12 protein-coding genes are annotated in these 19,606 nt (G+C 68.2%); 3 read left to right on the top strand and 9 right to left on the bottom strand.

Annotated elements, in window-relative coordinates; genetic code table 11:
- The first annotated feature begins 28 nt into the window (after positions 1-28).
- Positions 29-1,420: a serine hydrolase domain-containing protein gene (locus tag ACIBCN_RS08180; protein ID WP_396990790.1), complete on the top strand. Its 1,392-nt coding sequence runs from the start codon at positions 29-31 to the stop codon at positions 1,418-1,420.
- A 151-nt stretch (positions 1,421-1,571) separates the two neighbouring features.
- Here ACIBCN_RS08180 and ACIBCN_RS08175 read toward each other — a convergent pair whose 3' ends face one another.
- The 7 genes from ACIBCN_RS08175 to ACIBCN_RS08145 all read right to left on the bottom strand — a co-directional run bounded on the left by ACIBCN_RS08175 (position 1,572) and on the right by ACIBCN_RS08145 (position 11,428).
- A complete protein-coding gene (locus tag ACIBCN_RS08175; RefSeq protein WP_396990789.1) occupies positions 1,572-2,180 on the bottom strand; it encodes a type II toxin-antitoxin system HicB family antitoxin in 609 nt (202 codons plus the stop codon).
- Positions 2,181-2,444, bottom strand: a complete 264-nt coding sequence (locus ACIBCN_RS08170) for a toxin HicA (protein ID WP_396990788.1) — start codon at positions 2,442-2,444, stop codon at positions 2,181-2,183.
- 24 nt (positions 2,445-2,468) lie between these two features.
- Positions 2,469-2,651, bottom strand: a complete 183-nt coding sequence (locus ACIBCN_RS08165) for an FAD-linked oxidase C-terminal domain-containing protein (RefSeq protein WP_396990787.1) — start codon at positions 2,649-2,651, stop codon at positions 2,469-2,471.
- A 64-nt stretch (positions 2,652-2,715) separates the two neighbouring features.
- Positions 2,716-6,900 carry a TIGR02680 family protein gene (locus ACIBCN_RS08160; protein ID WP_396990786.1) on the bottom strand — a complete coding sequence of 1,395 codons (4,185 nt, stop codon included), beginning with the start codon at positions 6,898-6,900 and terminating at the stop codon, positions 2,716-2,718.
- A gap of 4 nt (positions 6,901-6,904) precedes the next feature.
- Positions 6,905-8,368 (bottom strand): TIGR02678 family protein, encoded by a 1,464-nt coding sequence (locus ACIBCN_RS08155; protein WP_396991162.1) that lies wholly within the window; start codon positions 8,366-8,368, stop codon positions 6,905-6,907.
- Positions 8,368-10,029: a TIGR02677 family protein gene (locus ACIBCN_RS08150; protein ID WP_396991161.1), complete on the bottom strand. Its 1,662-nt coding sequence runs from the start codon at positions 10,027-10,029 to the stop codon at positions 8,368-8,370. The genes ACIBCN_RS08155 and ACIBCN_RS08150 overlap by 1 nt, the downstream gene beginning before the upstream one ends.
- Positions 10,030-10,234: 205 nt before the next feature.
- A complete protein-coding gene (locus tag ACIBCN_RS08145; protein ID WP_396990785.1) occupies positions 10,235-11,428 on the bottom strand; it encodes an XRE family transcriptional regulator in 1,194 nt (397 codons plus the stop codon).
- Positions 11,429-11,702: 274 nt separating this feature from the next.
- On the opposite strand from ACIBCN_RS08145, the gene ACIBCN_RS08140 reads away from it, so the two are divergent.
- Complete coding sequence (locus ACIBCN_RS08140) at positions 11,703-12,008, top strand: hypothetical protein (protein WP_396990784.1); 306 nt, start codon at positions 11,703-11,705, stop codon at positions 12,006-12,008.
- Here ACIBCN_RS08140 and ACIBCN_RS08135 read toward each other — a convergent pair.
- Positions 11,955-14,543 (bottom strand): AMP-binding protein, encoded by a 2,589-nt coding sequence (locus ACIBCN_RS08135; RefSeq protein WP_396990783.1) that lies wholly within the window; start codon positions 14,541-14,543, stop codon positions 11,955-11,957. The genes ACIBCN_RS08140 and ACIBCN_RS08135 overlap by 54 nt on opposite strands.
- A gap of 78 nt (positions 14,544-14,621) precedes the next feature.
- Positions 14,622-15,506: a PAC2 family protein gene (locus ACIBCN_RS08130; RefSeq protein WP_396990781.1), complete on the bottom strand. Its 885-nt coding sequence runs from the start codon at positions 15,504-15,506 to the stop codon at positions 14,622-14,624.
- Between the two features lie 149 nt (positions 15,507-15,655).
- On the opposite strand from ACIBCN_RS08130, the gene metH reads away from it, so the two are divergent.
- The gene (gene metH / locus ACIBCN_RS08125) at positions 15,656-19,285 is read left to right on the top strand and encodes a methionine synthase (RefSeq protein ID WP_396990780.1); all 3,630 of its coding nucleotides are present in this window, start codon (positions 15,656-15,658) and stop codon (positions 19,283-19,285) included.
- Positions 19,286-19,606 lie beyond the last annotated feature (321 nt).

The raw sequence follows: 19,606 nt of genomic DNA, 5'->3' as shown, positions 1-19,606 counted from the left end.
TCAGTCCAGGAACAGAAATGGGTCGGGTATGAAATTCCGTCGCGCGTTGGCAGGTGGGCTCGGTGCCACCGCCGTGGTCACCTTCTCGCTGGTCTGCCCGACTGCCACCGCCGAGCCCGGCGTCGCGTGTGCCGAACCTGCTGCGGGCCAAGCGGTTCAGCGCGTCGATCCGGCCGCGGCGGGTATCGATGCCGGCGCACTGACCGACGCGATCAACTTCGGCACGGCCAAGGGCGCGTATGCCATTCAGGTGTATCGACACGGCTGCCTGGTCGGTGACCGCACCGGTACGGGCAACCTGCCTGCGCCGCTGGCCAGTTCGTCGAAGGGCGTCGCGTCGGTCGCGGTGGGCCGCGCGATCACCCTCGGCTACTTCGGCCTGGACGATCCGCTCGGCAAATTCTTCCCGCAGGCCGACGCCGCGCATGCCGCGCTCACCGTGCGTCAGGTGCTGAATCAGACCACCGGCCTGCGCTTTACCTGGGCCGCCGATATCGCGGGCATCGCCACCGACGAGGTGCTGCAGACACTCGAGACCCCGCAGGCCTTCGCGCCGGGCACCACCTTCCAGTACGCGCAGGCCGTGCTGGTGCTGCTGCCGAAGATCGTGGAAATCACCACCAGGATGGACTTCCAGGACTTCGTCCAGCGAGAGGTGATGCAGCCGTTGGGCATCGCCCGCGACCAGTGGGTCTGGCTGCGCGACCGCAGCGGAAACACCGCCGTCAACGGCGGTCTCGCCATGCGCGCCGACGACCTGGCCCGGCTCGGGCTGCTCCTGCTGCACGAAGGGCGTTGGGGCGACAACCAACTCATCGATCCCGGCTACCTCCGGCAGGCACGCCAGCCCACCGCCGCCAACGGCGGCTACGGATTCCTGTTCTGGCTCAACGCCGGTGACTCCTACAAGACCGCGACCGTGCCGACGGCCAAGGTCTTCGACCACCCGATGTTCCCCGGCGCACCCCGCGACCTCTACGCCTTTGTCGGCGCACTCGGCCAGTTCAACGTCGTGATCCCCAGCCGCGACATGGTGATCGTCCGGCTCGGCGTCCCCGGCGGCATCGACACCAACAACGTCCAGACCTCCCTCGCGGCCGAATCCAACCCCGACAACAAGGAATTCGTGCGCCGCGTCGTCGCTGCGATCACCGACGTTCCCGGCGAGCCGATCGACGACCCCTATCGCTACGGCGACAACTTCGGACCCATCATCGGCGACCTCGACGACCTGGCCTTCTGGATAGACCCCGAACACACCGCCCAAATCCTGTTCGGCGTCGGCCCTTACGCCCCTTCGAACTGTAATGTCCTGTGGTGCAACGGAAAAATCGTCCCCCAAGACATCTTCTCCGCCATGCTCGACTCCACCGGCCAGATCGTCACCGCCCTCCTCGGCCTGGGGCACGGGGCTCGGTAATCAGTCGCTGGGTACGAGTCATGCTTCACCCAACCGCCTGCGATCACCACTGACGGGTCCGCCAACCCGGTTCAAATCCGGACCTCGACGCGCACAGAACTCTATGCAGCCGACCGACCGCCGATAAGTGGGTCTTATCGGCGGTCAGTCGCTATGCCTGGCGAACTGGTACATCAACGGTCGAAGGAACCTGCTGATCGTCGTCCTCGCCGGCGGCTACCGGTTCGCTCGAACGAACCATCTTGCCGTTCTCGTCTGACGCCGCCTTAAGAATTTTCAAGACGGAATGCTGCAACCCCAAGTCGGGGTCATAGAAGGTGCCGATGCCGCGACGTGACCAAAACACTCGATTCAGCGCGGCGTTCGGCCATACCGAATCGAAGGCAGGGCGTGGCCTCGCGAGCCTGGTCGGAGGTGACAGTGCCAGGCGTTGGTTGGCTAAGAGGTTTAGCGATACGCCCTGCTCGGCGGCCTCGCGAACCAACTGGGCATGCAGTTCAGGTGGTACTCGAACCATGAACTTGCCGCTGTAGGTCCGCTCCGAAAGCGGTTGCGGTATAGGCTCGTTGTTCTCGGCCAGATCCTCGATGACCTCGTGCACGAGATTCATGATTCCCGTAAATGCCGCAGCTGGCTCGGGCTCGAGCCAGGACAGGGAAGGGAACTCTGCACAAAGACCAATGTGCTCTTGGTCCTCTGCGGACCAGCTCACGCGATATGTGTAGTGGGAATGATCTGGGAGTTCTGGCAGGCTGGACATCTATACCTCCTCCTGTCCTGCTGCTTGCAGCTTTTCGATAGCTGCCAGCACCTGTTTTATCTGATACAGCTTGGCCTTGCCATCCCGTCCTTGCTGAATGTTGACACGCGGATCTCCCTGCCACGGCATCTTGAAAATGATGTGGCTGGTGCCATCCTGGCGCCAAGAGCCGAAGTAATGCTTGCAAACCTTGACTAGGTCGTCGTAGCTGACGTTCTGTGCAGACTCCTGCATCTTCGCGAGGATCTTCTCGACCGTAGCCACAAGGCAATAGTATCACCCGCGATACTACGGCGGAATGGCCCTTGTGTAGGACGGCCAGCCGAGAATCTTGCCCAGGTTCCGAAGTCTCAGCGGGTCGAGGGCGAGTTTGATGGCGGTCATCAGTTCGACTGCGGCGCCGTACTCAGCTCGGAGGTACTGCTTCTTGCGGCCACCGATCCGACTACGGACGCGATCGAGCGATTCCACCGGTTCTGCCGCACCGGCGGTTTTGCCGCACCCGCGCGGCCGTCGGTGCGCTCGGCATCCGCGTTTAGCTGACGGGGGTGAGTTCGATGGCACCTTCGATCGTGGTGTGTACGCGGCGGCGGTTGGGGGAGCCGAGGGCGGCGGTGAGGTCGGTGCCGTCGTGTTCGGCGAGCAGGTCGCCGCTGTCCCAGACCAGAAGGGTTGCGCTGACGGTGTTTTCGGCGGCGGCGTGCGCCAGGTCGTAGTGTGCGCAGCCGGGGACGTGGGCGTAGGTGATCCAGAGGTCGTAGCCGGTCATGAACAGGTCGAGGTCGAATTGGACGCTGAGGCCGAGCAATTCGCTGCGGCCGTTGTCGTCGACACCGGCGAACGCCTCGTCCAGCGCGAGCAGGCGCGGCGCCTGCGGGTCGGCGGAGTCCAGCATGACGTGCGCGGCGGCGAAGAGCGGCAGGTGCAGCGAGACCGACTGCTCGCCACCGGAGAGCGCGCTGTGCCTGGCCACGGTGAGCTTGTCCTCGCTGCCGTCGGCGGAGATGAGGGTGAACGAGAACACCCGCCAGGTGCGGTAATCCAGGGTGGCCGCCAGGATTTCGGGGTAGGAGCGTTCCGGGTGCGCGGCGCGGGCCGCGCGGATCTCGGACGCGAAATGCGCGCGGATGGTGGCGAGTTCGTCCGCGCCGAGCACCGAGGCGTCGCGGTCGAGCAGCTTGCACATGGCCCGCGCCGGGTCGGAGAGCGTGTCGGCGAGCACCCAGTGCACGCCGATGGTGTTGCCGGAGGACATCCGGCGCTGCTTCATCTCCGCGCCCATCCTGGCGATGAGATCGCGGGCGTCGCTGGTGCGTTCGTAGATCTGCTGGGCGAGCCCGGTCAGCAGCGCGTCCTCCAGGATGCGGCGCTCGGCGTCGGTGAGCAGCAGCTCCTGGTCTTTGCGCGCGCCGTCGATGCGGGCCGCGAAATCGGCGAGCGCCGACATGCCGTCGTCGTCTTGCACCTGCACCACGGTCAGCCCGTCGGCGGCGTCCCACTGCAAGCGGTAGTCGCGGCCGGACCCGGACAGCGCGGCGTCGAACTCCTGCAGCGCCGCGGTGACCGCGCTGCGGGTCGACTTGCGGGTCGCCTCGCTCGCACGTACCGAAGACGTTGCCGTGGTGAGGCTTTCGAAGAGCTCGGCGACTTCGTCCGGCAGCACCTGCGGTTCGGCCGCCGGCCCCGCCTGGGAGATCCGGTACAGCAGCTGCTCGGGCGTCGACCAGGCGGCCTCGCTGCTCGGCCAGCGGCCCTCGGCCGACGCGCCGAGCAGCCGCAGCAGGTCCGGTCGGGCGTACGGGGCAAGGGCTTTCACGTCGGCGAGCACCTCGGTCAGTGCGGTGCCCAGTGATTCGTGCGCGGTCCGGTAGGCGGCCTCGGCGTCGCCGATCGCCTCGATGGCCTCGTTGGCGGCCTTGCGCGCGGCCTTCTGCTCGGCCTTGGTCGCCTCGATCTTGGCGCGCGCCTTCTCCAGTTCCTGATCGATGTCGGCGGCACCGGCACCCAGTGCCTCGCGCAGGGTTTCGAGCTTACGCAGCTGCTCCTGATAGCCGGACTTGGCCGCCTCGGCCTCCTCGGCGAACGCCTCGGCCAGATCCTTGGCCTCGTCGTGCCGGTCGGTGCCCTCGCGTTCGCGTTCGCGTTCCCGCTCGTGTTCGGTGCGCAGCCGGAGCAGGCCGGTGCCGGTGTTCTCGAAATGCCGGATGGCGGCGGCCAATGCGTCGAGTTCGCGCGGATCGCGCGGGGTCCGGTGCTTGGTCGCGGCCGCGCGCAGCTTCTTCTCGACCGCGGTGCCGTCGGCGACGGCCTGGTCGAGGTCGCGCTCGGCCTGGGTGACGGCCTCGGACCGGGACCGCATCATGCCCGCCGTTTCCGAGACCGCCCGCAGGGCGGTGGTGACCGCGGTGGCGCGCGGCAATGCCTTGGCGGCGGCCGAGATTCGCGAGAGTTCGGCGGTGGCTTCGGCTTCCTGGTCCTGTGCGCCGCGCTGGGCCTCGCCCGCGGCCTCGAGTGCGGCGGCGAGTTCGGTCAGCCGGAGCTCGCGGCGGCGAGCACGGGCGGTGGCACCGATGAACTCGGCGTCGGCCTTGTGGTGCCTGCCGACCTGCACGCCCTGACGGAAACCGCCCGCCGTGCTGACGGCGAGACCGGCTGCCGGATCGCCCTTGCCCTCGTGCAGGGCGATCGAGGCGAGCACGTCGGCGACCGCCTGGCGCGGCACCGTGAGCTCGTCCGAATCCTCCTCGACGACAAGAACATCGGCGAGCGTGCGGCCCTTCGGTCGTTCCTTCTCCGGCAGCGGGACGAGGAACTGATCCGAGTCGTACTTCGCGGGCGGCGCGGCGCAGATCCAGCCGTCGAGCAGATCGGCGGCGTGCAGCGCGGCCTCGATCCCGGCGGCGACTCGTGGCTGCACGTCGTCGGCGAAGCGGACGAGGCGCCACAGTGGGGCACCGGTGCGGTCGTCGGCGTCGCGGGCGCGGGCGGCGAAAGCCGGTGGTGCGTCGTCGCTTTGCGCGGCGACACGGTCGCGTTCGGCGGTCAGCTCGGCGATCTGTTCGCCGGCAGTCGCCGCGCGGCCACGCGCTTCTTGGCGGTCGTTGCGGATCTCATCGATCAGCGCCTCGGTGCGTTCGGCGAGTACCTCCGCGACTGTCGCTTCCTCCGAACCGGCCTGGGCGAGCGCGGTGTCCAGCGCCTCGAACAGCCCGTTACCGATGGGGGAGTAGACCTCTCGGTGCTCGTCCCACCAGCCGCGCAGCGCGCCGGCCGCCTCGGTCCGTGCCAGCACGACCGCCGCCTCGGCGTGCGCGACCTCGGCGGCCGCCGCCTCGCTCAACTCGCGTGCGCGTTCGGCGAGCCGCTCGGCCCTGGTCCGCTCGGCGGCCGCGGTCTCCATGACCCCCATCGCCTGCCGGACCGCGCGCACGTCGGCGTCGCGTTCCTCGGCATGCGCGCGCACCGTCGCGGTGAGCTGGTCGGCGCGTGCCCCCTCCGACAGCGCCGTCCAGTCGATCCCGGCTTCCTCTGCGGCGGAACGCAATTCGTCCTCGCCGCGCGCCAGTGCCGCGGCGGCGGTGCGGACCGCGGTGCGCGCGCGTTCGGCCTCCTGCGCCCGCTGATCCAGGGTTTGCCGCGCCTTGAGCGCCTTGTCGCCGTGCACGCCCGCCGAGGTTTCCAGGCGCCGCACCGCGTCGGCGAGGTCGTCGAGCTGCTGCTTGCCCTCGTAGGCGCTGGAGCGCTGCAGGTTCTCCCGGTCGCCGAGCGCGTGCTCGTAGGCGCGGTCGGCGTCCTCGGCGCGTGCCTCCGCGGTGGCGCGTTCGGCCTCGCGGCGCTCGCGCAGCGCGGTCGCCGCGAACAGCGCGGTGCTCGCGTGGGTGACCGCGTCGAGCCGGGTACGCAGCTGGTCGACGTCCGTCTTGGCCTGCACCGCAAGGTATTTGCGGTAGACGTCGACAAAGGTCCTGGTGGCGCTGTCGGCGTGCACCAGACCCTCCAGGGTGCGCCCGACCTCCTCCATGTCGCTGAACGAGCGAGCCGCGTCCAGGACCAGCTGTTCGTCGAGGGGGCGCAGGCCGTCGGTGAGCGCCTGCGAAAGTCCGCGCGGGTCCAGGTTTTTCGCCAGCTGCGGGCGTCGCAGCGTGAGGATCAGGTTGATCAGCTGGTCGTAGCGCTGGGTGCCGAGCCCGAACATCCTGGCGTCGATGGCGTTTCGGTACTCCACCGGACGATCGACGATGGCGTCGGTGCCGATCTGCTCGGCCAGCTGCTTGCGGGTGAACGGCCGGTCGTCCGGCCCGATCAGCGAGAAGTCGACGCCGACCCGGCCGTCCGCGACGAAGTACCAGCGCGTCACCTTGTCCGAGGAGCGGGTGGCGCGCATGCCGATGCCGACGGTCACCGCCTCCGCGTCGTCCCAGTCGCCGCGCGCGAATTCCATCCAGACATAGGAGTAGGCCGATTCCTGCTTGCGGTACAACAGGTTCGACTTCATAGTGCGCTCTTCACCGGCGAACGGGTTGAGCCTGCGCGGCTCGATCCGCCCGTCCAGCACGAACGGGAACAGCACCTCCAGGGCCTTGGTCTTGCCGGACCCGTTGGGGCCGCGCAGCACCAATCTGCCGTCGGCGAAGCAGAATTCCTGGTCCCGGTAGTCCCACAGGTTGACGATTCCGGCGCGGGTCGGGATGAACCGCACTCCGCCGTGAATGAGCGACATCGCCTCAGTTCCCTTCCGTGCCAGTGCTGTCGGACGCTATATCTACCCACCCCGTCGGCTCCGCCGACTGCCGTTCCTTGGTGTAGGTGTCGGCCGCGGTGACGAACAGTTCCTCGGTGCGCTTGGTGCGTACGGTGACGACCGCGCCGCGATAACGGGCGAGGGCGGGCATGATCAGCAGCCCGTCCTCGACCGCACGCACCAGGCGCAGCCGCTCCAGCAGGGCAACCACCTCGGTGGTCAGGCCGGGCACATCGGCCTGCCACTGGGCGGCGAAGGTCGCGCCGTATCGATCGGCGAGCGCCTGCACGGTTTCGCACACCCACGCCGAGTCGAGCAGCGGGTAGGTGGTCTCGACCGGTGCTTCCTGGTCGTCCTCGAACGCCGAATCCGACTGTGCCGAAAAGTCTTCCAGCGCCCGTAGTTCTGCCAGCGGCGCGAAAACGGTGGACTCCGGGATGGCGCCGTCGAGTTGCGCGGCGAGCGCCTCACCCGGGTCCGGCGCGGCCGTCCGCCGTGCTACCGGATTGTCGATGTCCAAGACCCGGTCGGCGATCTCACCGGCCAGCAGCAACCCCACCTGCGCCAGCGTTCCGGTGCTCGGGAATCGAATGTCGGAGAGCCGTCCGGAGGTGTCGATCAACGCCACCCCTTCCGCCCTGCGTTCGGCCTTCAGCCCGGTGAACAGCTCGACATCGGCGATGATCCGATCCTGCGCGAGCACCGGCCGTTCCGCCGGGGCGAGGTCGTCGAGATACACCACCGGTCGCTCGACCAAGGTCCGGCGCACCCGCCGCGCCAGGTCGGCCACGGTCGGCGCGTGCGCGGGACCGGTTGCGCCCGCGGCGTCTTCGGTGAGCAGCCCGCGCACACTGTGCAGGTGTTGCAGCGCCCGCGGCGGCCGGAACAGTGCGAACACCACCGGCCGGTCGATGTCGTAAAGCGCCTCGCCTGCCTCGGGATCGCTGGCCCAGCCGCCCGCGTCGCCGTCGGCCAGGGTGAGCGCGCCGCGATGGGTCAGCCAGCCGACCGCGTCGACGAAGGCATCCCGGTCGGCCGCGCGGTCGGTGGACAGCTCCAGGCCCTCGACCCGGCCCGCGTAGGCGGCGACCTGATCGGCCAACTCCGACAACGTGATCTGGTCACCCGCCCGGCCGAGCGCGGCGATGGACAGCGCCAGGTAGGCGTAGCGGCGGCGATCGAAGAGGCGGTCGGCGGGCGTGCGCGCGGGCTTGCCCGCGTCGAGCCGGTCGATGATCGGGAACACCCTGGCGGTGGTCTCGGTGACCTCCAGCCGGTAGCCGAACAGTTCGGCCAGGTCCTCCCGCAACTCGGTGGCCCACCGGCGGATCAGCGGCAGCGCGATCCGATCCGGATAGGTCCTGGTCACCAGGTGATTAGCGAGGATGACCCTGGCGGCGCGCTGATAGTTGTCCAGCGCAAGGGAATCGATCTTGCGTCCGTGCATCATGCGCGTCCCCCGTTGCCGCGCGGCCGGGTCCGGGTGGTCTGGCGCACCTCTAGTCTGCGGTTGTTCAGGTGCAACAGTCCGTGCGCGGTCTGCACGATCGTCGAACCGTCGTGTTCGGAGACGGTCAGGGTGACGCCGCTGTCGGATCCGGTGGTCCCGGCGACCCGCCCGCTCACCGGCACCCACGCGGTGGACGCCGCGTCGAGCAGCCGCAGCAGCACCTCGGTCTCTCGTTCGTCGAGCACCCGGTCGTGCACGTCGGTGGACGCCAGGGACTTGGCCGCGTCGGCGCGGGCGCGCTGCGCGTCCAGCTGCACCTCACGCAGCCGCCGAATGCTCGCGTCGTTGCGGTGGATCCGCGCGGGCGCTCCGGCCGACGGGGGTCGCCCGGTCTCGGCCAGCGTGCGCGATATCTCCAACGGCGGTGCCTCCCACCAGGATCGCTGCGCCGGGATCAGGTCCGCGTCCGGATGTTCCATCGCGAGGTGGCGCGGCCTGCCGAGGCCGAACACCGCGTCGAAGAGCGCGTGCGCGCTGTCCGCGGACGGCGCGGCGGTGAACCAGCCCGCCAGATGCCGCAGCGCGGACTCCCGGCTCACCCCGCCGCGCCGGGTCTCGGTGACCCGGCGCAGCAGCGAGAGCACGGCGGCGATGGCGCTCATGGTCGCCTCGCGCAGCCGTTCCGCCTCGGTGGTTCCCGCGTGCTCGCCCGTGCCCGCCGCGACGAACCAGGTGCGCAGCCCGTCCCAGCGCGCGTGCCAATCCGCCTGCCGCTCCGCGAAACTCAGCAGCACCCGTTCGTCGCATCCGGCGGCCCGTTCGATCAGCTCGTCGACGCCGGTCTCCTCGATCTCGGCGATCGCACCCGCCAGCCGCGGCACGAATCTGGCCAGGTCGAGACTGAATTCGCGCATGTGCGCGAGCAGCGCGTCCTTGTGTGCCAGAAAAGATTCGGGGGTGATCTCGGTGGTCCGCACGAGATCGCCGAGCGAGAGATAGAAGTGTGCGGCGCGGGCGGCCATGTCGGTCAACGCGGCGTCGAGGCGGCGCAGCGTGCGGTAGACCCGCTCGGCGTCGCCCTCGCGATTGGCCGCGGCCAGGGTGTGCAGATCGGCCAGCAACTCCGGCAGCACCAGCCGCGACAGTGAAGCCTCGTCGAGCCGGGCGTTGAGCACGCCCGCGACCGCGCGGTAGGCCTGGAACCCGGCCTGGGAGAACTGGTAGACGAAGTGCCGGTTGCGATATTCGGCCAGCGTGGCGGCGCGGGTTCCGTCGTAACTGCGTTCCAGCACGCCCCATTGGTGCAGTTGATCGAGTAGCGGGCCGATGTCGGCGGCGGTGAGCCGGGGGGCGCGCTGACGGGTGCCGTGTTCGCTCGACCAGGCCTGCGCGCTCGCGGGACCGTCGTCGGTCTGCGGTTTCGTAGCAGACTGACTGGTCTCCTTGTCCTCTGTATGTTGCTGGCCCTCGACGTCGGGCGTGGCTGCCGGCTCGAGCAGGTCGGGCGTGCGCAGGCTGTGCCCGTTGCGCTCGATCCACTCCGCCACATCGTCAGCATGCAGCAACACCACGTAGGCGGCCCGCGCGCTGTCGAAGGCGCGCAGCACCCACAGATAGTCGGCGCGGCGCTCGGCGGTGGCGAAGGAGAACAGCCGCAGCCGGTCGTCCCACAGGACGGAGGCGCTCGCGGCGGCGTCGACGGAGTCGGTCACCGGGAACAGGGTAGTAGCGGGCCGGTCGCCGACAGCGGGTACATGCCCGATACGGCGTGCCCGTGTCCTGTTTGCCGCGTGTTCGCCGACGAATCGGGCTGTGTCAGTAAGGGATGGCAGCCGGCGGGGTGGCTCAAAACAACGGTACTGGTCACTCGCTCGACAGCGAACGCAGCTGGTCGAGGTACACGCGAGCGCGCGGATCGCCGGGGTACCGGGCGATGATTTCGCGCGCGGTCTCGCCCGCGATCCACATCAGCGAGGGCAGCGAACGGCGTTTACCCGCGAACGCGCGCAGTCCCTCATCGACCGCGAGTTCCAGATCGCGGTTGCGGACCGCGACCACCGCGAGCGTCAGATGCGCCTCGGACACCCGCATCGGATTGCGGACCGTGCCGTCGCCTCGCGTCGAGTGGCGGATAACCTCGTTGGCGTAGGTCTCGGCGAGCCGATCCTCGCCCGCGACGCGGCAGCAGTCCATCGCGTAGAAGTCGAACTTCTGCGGATCGACCACGAAATGGTTGTCCAGGTTGATCGGATGGTCGAGTCGCTGCAAAATTGCCCGCCCCTCGTCGAGTGCCGTTTCGACCTCGTGCCGGTCGCCGAGACGCGCCCATGCCTTGGCCCGTTGCGCGGCGAGTTGCACTCCGACACCGAGGTTCCGGCTGGTCTCCAGCACCTGGTCGACCGCGTCGATCGCGCCCCGATAGTTGCCCTGGGTGAGCGCGAACCAGGCCGCCATTTCCGCACTCCAGCCGGTGATTTCGGCGTTCTCCGCCTCCTGGCCGAGCGAGAGTGCCGCGCGCCGGGTCGCCTCGGCGGCGGTGCGCCGGCCGAGGTCGTAGTCCACGCAACCCACCAGCAGCGCAACCCATCCTGCGAGCACCAGGATGTCGCGATGCTGCGCCAAAGTCAGTCGGCCGTCCAGCAGCGAGGTAATCCGCCGCAACCACCCGGTTCCCTCGGCGTGCAGCTCGTGCGGGTCGGCGTAGGAGTACTCGCAGCACAGGCGTTCCGCGGTGATCCGGATGGCGTCCAAGGTGGCGGGGGAGACGTCCGACATGCGCAGGCGCCCGATGAATTCCAGCGTGTCCATGCCGGTTGCCGAGAGCACTTCGTCGTCCCGATTCGGCCTGGCTTTGGGGAAGAACGCCGCAGTGACTGTGTCGAAGGCGGCGGAAATGATCGGTGCGTAAAAATCATCCGGCCGCGACTCGCCCGATTCCCAGCGGCGCCAGTTACGCAGCAGTGTACTGTCTGTCGGCAGGTTGTGGGATGACTTGGCGCGCATCACGCGGACGGCATCGGCTTGTGACCACCCCCGCGCATCGCGTTCAGAGCGCATCCGGACAGCCCAGACGGGTCGATCGTCTCCAGCGGCCACGTCAGTAGTATCGCACCAGTTAACGCCCGGTGGCCGAGATAGGGCAGATAGATGTCAGTGGGTTGACATCTACATTCGCAAGTTGGCGTTGTACATGCTGGACATGAGAGCGGAAAGTTAGCCGGACACACCTCGTCTCACCCAGATGCAATTGCATCTGTCCTTGCAAGGCGCAGTACCCCACAATGGGGAGATCCACATAAGGACAGCGGTACCCAATCCAACGGAGGTTCGGGTGGAAGCGTTGATCTATGGATACTTGCGTGACGATTTGGCCGATGGCCACAGCGAAGAGCTGGAGGATGCGATGAGCAGCCTCGCCCGGGAAGAGGGGCTCTGCTTCGCCGCAACGTTCCATGAATCGACTTCCGGTGACGGCGCGGCATTTGTCGAGCTGACCCAGGAGCTCAAGCGGGCCGACGCACACCACGTAGTGGTTCCGTCGCTCGATCACCTTGCCGGCCAGACGATCCCGCGGGATATTCTGCTAGCGAAACTGGCGCGCGAGGCGGCGGCGCAGATCTGGACCATCGAGACCTGATCGCCACGACGGCAGGCCCGACCGCAGGGACACCACCCAGCGCTGGGGCATTTCGCACCGCCGTCGCCCTCCCGCGAGCATCCTCGTCGCGGCCACACCGGCCAGCAGCGAGGCGAGCAACGCCGCAACATGGTGTTGCCCGAACAGCGGATATACCTGCCAATGCAGGAGATACACGAACAACGAGCTGTCGGCGAGCACCGCCGCGACGATGGCAGCCAGGGCAGGCACCCGGATCGCGGGCAGCCAGATCAGCATCAGCAGCCCGGCCATGACCAGTCGTTCCCGGTCCGGTACGTCGAAATAGCCCGGCACACAAGCAAGTAGGACGGCACTCACCAGCAGTCGCTGCCACGCCGACGTCGCCTTCGCGGCCGCCAAGCCGAGGGCGAAGAACCAGGCGGCCAGCGGCGAGAACGGCACATCCCGCGCCGGATACAGCCCGAACGGCTGATAGCGCAGCACCAGGGTGAGCGCGAGCAGGCCCATGGCGAACCAGAACGGTTCGCGCCGCTCGAGCATGTCCAGCAGTGGGATCCGGATGAGCAGTGCCGTGGCGATCATGAAATAGACGAGCACCTCGATGAACCAGAGGTGCCCTGCGGTGTCGCTGTCGAACGGTCCCAGAATCTTGTTGAGCAGCAACACGTTCTGCCAGCGGTAGTAGTCGGTGAACAGCAACGTGACGGCTACCCATACGGTGGTCGGCACGGCGATCAGCGCGACCGTGCGCAGCGCGTGTCGCAACCGTTCGGCACGCGGCGCGGTGGTCACCACGAACCTGGCGAAGTTGAATCCGGCGACGCCGAGCAGCACGTGCGCGCCGCCCCACAGCACGCAGAGACCGATGTGCGAACTCGCGATCAGCACGATGGCGGCGGCGCGCAAGAGGGTACCGGTGTCGAGGGCGCGGCCGAACCGGCTGCCGCCGAGCGGGATCCGGTCGAGCTCGGCGATCGTCATGGTCGGCCAGTCGGCCGGGAGGGTGCCGAGCGCGCGTTCCACCCTGGCCGCGGTGGTCACGTAGGTCAGCGAATTGCCGCCGAGATCGACGAAGCTGCTGTCCGGGCGGATCAGTGCCGGGTCGATGCCGAGGGTAGTGGCGTAGAGCGCGCGGATGTTTCGGGCCTGCGGCGCGGGCGCGGGCAGCGTGCGCACCGCGGGGTAGTCCGGCTTGCCGTTGGCCAGTCGCGGCAATTCCGCGACGGGGCAGACCCGTACGGACGCGGCGGGTAGCCCGGCCAGCCGGGCCGCGGTGCCGGTCGGATCGGTGGCGGGGCTTTCTACGGCGACGACGAGCAGTTCGTCGTCATCGGTGCAGCAGACGGTGAAACCCGCTGCGGTCAGGCCGGATTCGAGCCGTTGCAGATCGATGCGCAGGCCGAAGATCTTCGCGAACCGGCTGCGCCTGCCGATCACCTGATACAGACCCTCGGGGGTGCGACGCGCGAGATCCCCGGTGCGCAAGGCGGTTACGGTGCGGCCCAGTGCGAGATCGGCGGGGCAGGTGGCGTAACCGAGCATGACGTTGGGTCCGTGATAGATCAGCTCGTGCGGCACGTCGGTACCGTTGCCGCGCCCGCCGAGGGCGATCCCGCGCTCGTGCCCGCCCGTTTCCTCGATCGGTTCTAGGCTGAATTCGCCGCCGGGGATCGGTAGGCCGATGCAGTCCGGATTGTCGGCGGCCAAATCCGGTGGGAGATAGGCCATTCGGGCGGTCGCCTCGGTCTGGCCGTACATGACGACGAAGTCCCAGCCGGAGGCCGCGCCGAGCCGGGCATAGTCGCGAACCCGCTCGGGGGCGAGCCTGCCGCCCGCCTGGGTGAAGTAGCGCAGATCAGGTAACGCCTTGTCGGCGAAGCCGATTCGGTCCAGCAGGTCGATGGTGTAGGGGACAGCCGCGAAAGATGTTGCGCGGCAGGCCCGGAACTCGTGCCAGAAGGCGTCGTCGAGTACCGATCGTTCGGTGAGCAGCAGGCTCGCGCCGCGCAGCAGATAGCTGTGCACGACCGACAGCCCGTAGCAGTAGTACATCGGCAGCGTCGTCGTCGCCCGGTCGTCGGGGCCGATGGTCAGGTATTCGGCGATGGCGGCGGCATTGGCCAGCAGGTTCGCCGAGGACAGCCGGACCAGTTTCGGTGACCCGGTGGAACCCGAGGTGCTCAGCAGCAGCGCGAGCTCCGGATGCAAGGGGTGCGCGGAGGTTTCGCGCCGCACGTCCGGCCTGCCGTCCTCGACGACGACATCGGGATCGTAGGTCGCCACCAACTCGTCGGTGACCGCCGCGGTGAGGAGCACGACGCAGCCCGCGCTGAGCGCGCCGAGATACCCGACGAGCGAAGGGAGGTCGTTGCGGGCCGCGAGCGCGACGAGCCGCCGGTTCGGTCCGAGCTCGGCCGCGAACTCCTCCACGAGCGTCGCCAGCTGCGCGTAGGTGACCTGCCGCAAATCTTCCGCCACCGATTCCGTCGCCACGAGGACGGCGATCCGGTCGTCGAAACTACGAAGGTGCGCGACGATCCGGGGAGCGGTCACCGGAAAAAGGATAGGGGGCAGCCACTTTCCGGCCGACAAGCGACCCCCCGGTGAACACCGGGCAAACCGTGCCGGGGCTCAGAGTCCGAAGCTGCCGGGTCCGCGCCTGCGCAGGTACTTCTCGAACTCGGCGGCGATGGCATCGCCGTCGATCTTGGCCATCGCCTCGTTTACGTCGACCGCCGCGTCGCCGCGCTCCTCGAGCGAGCGCACGTATTCGCTGACCTCGTCGTCGCCGTCGGTCATCTCGTTGACCGCGGTTTCCCATTCCTCCGCCTGCGTGGGCAGCTCGCCGAGCGGCACCTCGATATCGAGCACGTCCTCGACCCGGTGCAGCAGCGCGATGGTGGCCTTCGGGTTCGGCGGCTGCGAAACGTAGTGCGGCACGGCCGCCCAGAACGACACCGCGGGCACGCCCGCCTTGACACACTGGTCTTGCAGGACGCCGGTGATGCCGGTCGGTCCCTCGTACCGGGTCTGTTCGAGGTTGAAGCGTTCGGCCGCTTCCTTGCTATAGGCGGATCCGGTGACCGGAACGGGACGGGTGTGCGGAGTATCGGCCAGCAGCGCACCGAGGATGACCACCGTTTGCACGCCGAGTTGTTCGATGAACTCCAGCAGGTCCTCGCAGAACGAGCGCCAGCGCATATTGGGCTCGATGCCGCGCAACAACACGATGTCGCGCTCGCTGCCCGGGGGCGAGCAGACCGACAGCATGGTGGATGGCCACTGGATTTCCCTGGTCACGCCGTCCACCTGCCGGACCGTCGGCCGGTTGACCTGATAGTCGTAGTAGTCCTCGGAATCGAGTTCGGCTAGCGGCTCGGCGTCCCAGATCAATTCCAGATGCTCTACGGCGCCGCTTGCGGCATCGCCCGCGTCGTTCCAGCCTTCGAAGGCCGCAACCAGCACCGGTTCCCGCAACGTAGGCAGTTCCGGATCGGGAGTTTCACTGGGGTTCACTCGGTCAGCCTAATGTGTGCGGGGAACTGGCGTGTCGTATGCCGTGGCCGGGCCCGGCGTGTTCGACGGCGGCCGTGCTGACCAGGTGTGTCGACGCACACGCGACGCGGCGAGCTGCACTGTCTCACCCGACCATTACGCTTGAACGCATGTCTGCGCCTGTCCCCGCCGAGTTCGATACCACGCTACTCGACACGTTGCGCCGCCGTGTCGTGATCGGTGACGGTGCGATGGGCACGATGTTGCAGGCGGCCGATCTCACCCTCGACGACTTCCTAGGGTTAGAGGGCTGCAACGAAATCCTCAACGACACCCGCCCCGACGTGCTGCGCAACATTCACCGCGCGTATTTCGAGGCGGGCGCCGACGCGGTGGAGACCAACACCTTCGGCTGCAACCTGCCGAACCTGGCCGACTACGACATCGCCGACCGCATCCGCGACCTGTCCGAGCGCGGTACCCGGCTGGCCCGCGAGGTGGCCGACGAGATGGGACCGTCCGCCGACGGGACCCCGCGCTACGTACTCGGCTCGATGGGCCCTGGCACGAAGCTGCCCACGCTGGGCCATGCTCCCTATGCCAGGCTGCGCGACGCGTACACCGAATCCGCGCTCGGCATGCTCGAGGGCGGCGCCGACGCGATTCTTATCGAGACCTGTCAAGACCTGCTGCAGGTCAAGGCGGCGGTGACCGGCAGCCGGGCGGCCATGCGTCAGCTCGGCCGTCGCATTCCGATCATCACGCACGTGACCGTGGAGACCACCGGCACCATGCTGGTCGGCAGCGAGATCGGCGCGGCGCTCACCGCGCTGGAGCCGCTCGGCATCGACATGATCGGGCTGAACTGCGCCACCGGCCCGGCCGAGATGAGCGAGCATCTACGGCATCTGTCCCGGCACGCGCAGGTGCCGGTGTCGGTGATGCCCAACGCGGGCCTGCCGGTGCTCGGCAAGCACGGCGCCGAATACCCGCTCACCCCGGAGGAGCTCGCGGTCGCGCTGAGCGGCTTCGTCTCCGAGTTCGGGCTGGCGCTGGTCGGCGGCTGCTGCGGCACTACCCCCGAGCACATCCGGCAGGTGACCGCGGCGGTCCGCGAGATCGAGCCGAAGCTGCCGCCGCTCGACGACCGGCGCAGCCCGGTGCACGAGCCCGCGGTCTCCAGCATGTACACGGCGGTGCCGTTCGAGCAGGAAGCGTCGGTCATGATGATCGGCGAGCGCACGAATGCCAACGGCTCCAAGGCATTCCGCGACGCGATGCTGGCCGAGGACTGGCAGAAGTGCCTCGACATCGCCAAGGACCAGACCCGCGACGGCGCGCACATGCTCGATCTGTGCGTCGACTACGTCGGTCGCGACGGCGCCAAGGATATGGAGGCGCTCGCCGCCAGGCTGGCCACCTCCTCGACGCTGCCGATCATGCTCGACTCCACCGAAACCCCGGTGCTGAAGGCGGGTTTGGAGCACCTCGGCGGCCGCTGCGCGGTGAACTCGGTGAACTACGAGGACGGCGACGGCCCGGAATCCCGTTTCCAGCAGACCATGCAGCTGGTCGCCGAGCACGGCGCCGCCGTGGTCGCGCTGACCATCGACGAGGAGGGCCAGGCCCGCACCGCCGCGAAGAAGGTGGAAATCGCCGAGCGGCTCATCGCGGACATCACCGGCAACTGGGGTGTGCTGGAAAGCGACATCATCATCGACACGCTGACCTTCACCCTCGGCACCGGCCAGGAGGAGTCGCGCAAGGACGGCGTCGAAACCATCGAAGCTATCCGGTTGCTCAAGAGCAGGCATCCGGCGGTGCAGACCACCCTCGGCCTGTCCAATATCTCGTTCGGCCTCAACCCCGCGGCCCGTCAGGTGCTGAACTCGGTGTTCATGCACGAGTGCGTGCAGGCCGGCTTGGATTCGGCGATCGTGCACGCGTCGAAGATCCTGCCGATGGCGCGCATCCCGGACGAGCAGCGCGAGACCGCGCTGGATCTGGTGTACGACCGCCGCGGCGAGGACTACGACCCGCTGCAGAAGCTGATGGGTCTGTTCGAGGGCGTGTCGACGTCGTCGTCGCGGGCCTCGCGGGCCGAGGAGATGGCGTTGCTGCCACTGTTCGAGCGGTTGGCGCGGCGGATCGTGGACGGCGAGCGCAACGGCATGGAGGCCGATCTCGAAGAGGCGATGCAGGAGGTGCCGCCGCTGCAGATCATCAACGAGACGCTGCTGTCCGGCATGAAGACCGTCGGTGAGCTGTTCGGTTCCGGCCAGATGCAGCTGCCGTTCGTGCTGCAGTCGGCCGAGGTGATGAAGGCCGCGGTCGCCTACCTGGAGCCGCACATGGAGGCCACCGACGACAGCGGCAAGGGCCGCATCGTGCTGGCCACGGTCAAGGGCGACGTGCACGACATCGGCAAGAACCTGGTCGACATCATCCTGTCGAACAACGGCTACGAGGTGGTGAACCTGGGCATCAAGCAGCCCATCGCGACCATTCTCGATGCCGCCGTGGACAAGAAGGCCGACGTCATCGGCATGTCCGGGCTGCTGGTGAAGTCGACCGTGATCATGAAAGAGAACCTGCAGGAGCTCAACACCAAGGGCGTGGCCGAGCAGTTCCCGGTGCTGCTCGGTGGCGCGGCGCTCACCCGAGGCTATGTGGAGAACGACCTGACCGAGGTGTACGAGGGCGACGTGCACTACGCCCGCGACGCCTTCGAGGGCCTGCGGTTGATGGACGACATCATGACCCGCAAGCGCGGCGGCGGCATCGACCCGGACAGCCCCGAGGCGATCGCCGAGCGGGAGAAGGCGGCCCAGCGCAAGGCGCGCCACGAGCGATCCAAGCGCATCGCCGAGCAGCGCAAGGCCGAGGAGGTGCCGATCGAGGTGCCCGCGCGTTCCGACGTCGCCGCCGATGTGCCGGTGCCGACGCCGCCGTTCTGGGGCACCAGGGTGGTGAAAGGCCTGGCGCTGCACGAGTATTCGGGGCTGCTGGACGAGCGGGCGCTGTTCCTCGGGCAGTGGGGCCTGCGCGGCCAGCGGGGCGGCGAGGGCCCGAGCTACGAGGAGCTGGTGGAGACCGAGGGCAGGCCGCGGTTCCGCGCCTGGCTCGATCGGCTGAGCACCGAGGGTGTTTTGCAGCATGCCGCAGTGGTGTACGGCTACTTCCCCGCGGTGTCCGAGGGTGACGACGTGATCGTGCTCACCGACCCGGCAGTGTTCGATCGTCGCTCCGCAAGCTACGCGAACGGCGCTGCGCCCGAACGCTATCGGTTCACGTTCCCGCGCCAGCAGCGCGATCGCTTTCTCTGCATCGCCGACTTCATCCGGTCGCGCGAGCAGGCCGAGGCGACCGGTCAGGTGGACGTGCTGCCCTTCCAGCTGGTCACCATGGGCCAGCCGATCGCCGACTTCGCCAACGAACTCTTCGCCGCCGACAACTACCGCGATTACCTCGAGGTGCACGGCATCGGCGTCCAGCTCACCGAGGCCCTCGCCGAATACTGGCACCGCCGGGTCCGCGAGGAACTGACCCTGGACGGGCACGCGGTCGCCGACGACGACCCCAGCGACGTCCTCGAATACTTCAAACTCGGCTACCGGGGCGCCCGATACTCGTTCGGCTACGGCGCCTGCCCAGACCTGGACGACCGTGCCAAACTGGTCGACCTGCTCGAGGCCGACCGCATCGGCGTCGTGCTGTCCGAGGAACTCCAGCTGCATCCGGAACAATCCACCGACGCCTTCGTCCTGCTGCATCCCGAGGCGAAGTACTTCAACGCCTGAGTTCCGCGGGCGAACCTGCTCGGGCGGCGCCGCCGTCGCGTTAGCCGCATACTCGCTACGGCGGGTGTGCGGTCGGACGCGCTGGCGCTCGCCGCCGAATCAGTTATCGGACCGGTGGGTGAATAGTGATCGTGGTCACGGTGTGACGGAACACTGTTCGCGTACCGCCAGGGCCTTGGCTACCTGCTCGTATGCCATGATTTGGGCAAATCCCGACGCGCCGAGCGGATTTCGTGTCTCGGCGTGGCGGGGCGCTGACCTGGGGTATCGCCCAGGGGCGTTTGGTGAGGTGGATGTGTGTCGGGTGGGTATGCCATTGTC

This window comes from Nocardia sp. NPDC051052, from assembly GCF_044456045.1.
GTDB lineage: Bacteria > Actinomycetota > Actinomycetes > Mycobacteriales > Mycobacteriaceae > Nocardia.
This window is presented reverse-complemented; position numbering and strand designations above follow the sequence as displayed.

What these genes read in the sequence shown, in the direction of transcription:
- ACIBCN_RS08180 (WP_396990790.1), top strand. Translation starts at nt 29, where the DNA reads ATGAAATTCCGTCGCGCGTTGGCAGGTGGGCTCGGTGCCACCGCCGTG.
- ACIBCN_RS08175 (WP_396990789.1), bottom strand. Translation starts at nt 2,180, where the DNA reads ATGTCCAGCCTGCCAGAACTCCCAGATCATTCCCACTACACATATCGC.
- ACIBCN_RS08160 (WP_396990786.1), bottom strand. Translation starts at nt 6,900, where the DNA reads ATGTCGCTCATTCACGGCGGAGTGCGGTTCATCCCGACCCGCGCCGGA.
- ACIBCN_RS08155 (WP_396991162.1), bottom strand. Translation starts at nt 8,368, where the DNA reads ATGCACGGACGCAAGATCGATTCCCTTGCGCTGGACAACTATCAGCGC.
- ACIBCN_RS08145 (WP_396990785.1), bottom strand. Translation starts at nt 11,428, where the DNA reads ATGCGCTCTGAACGCGATGCGCGGGGGTGGTCACAAGCCGATGCCGTC.
- metH (WP_396990780.1), top strand. Translation starts at nt 15,656, where the DNA reads ATGTCTGCGCCTGTCCCCGCCGAGTTCGATACCACGCTACTCGACACG.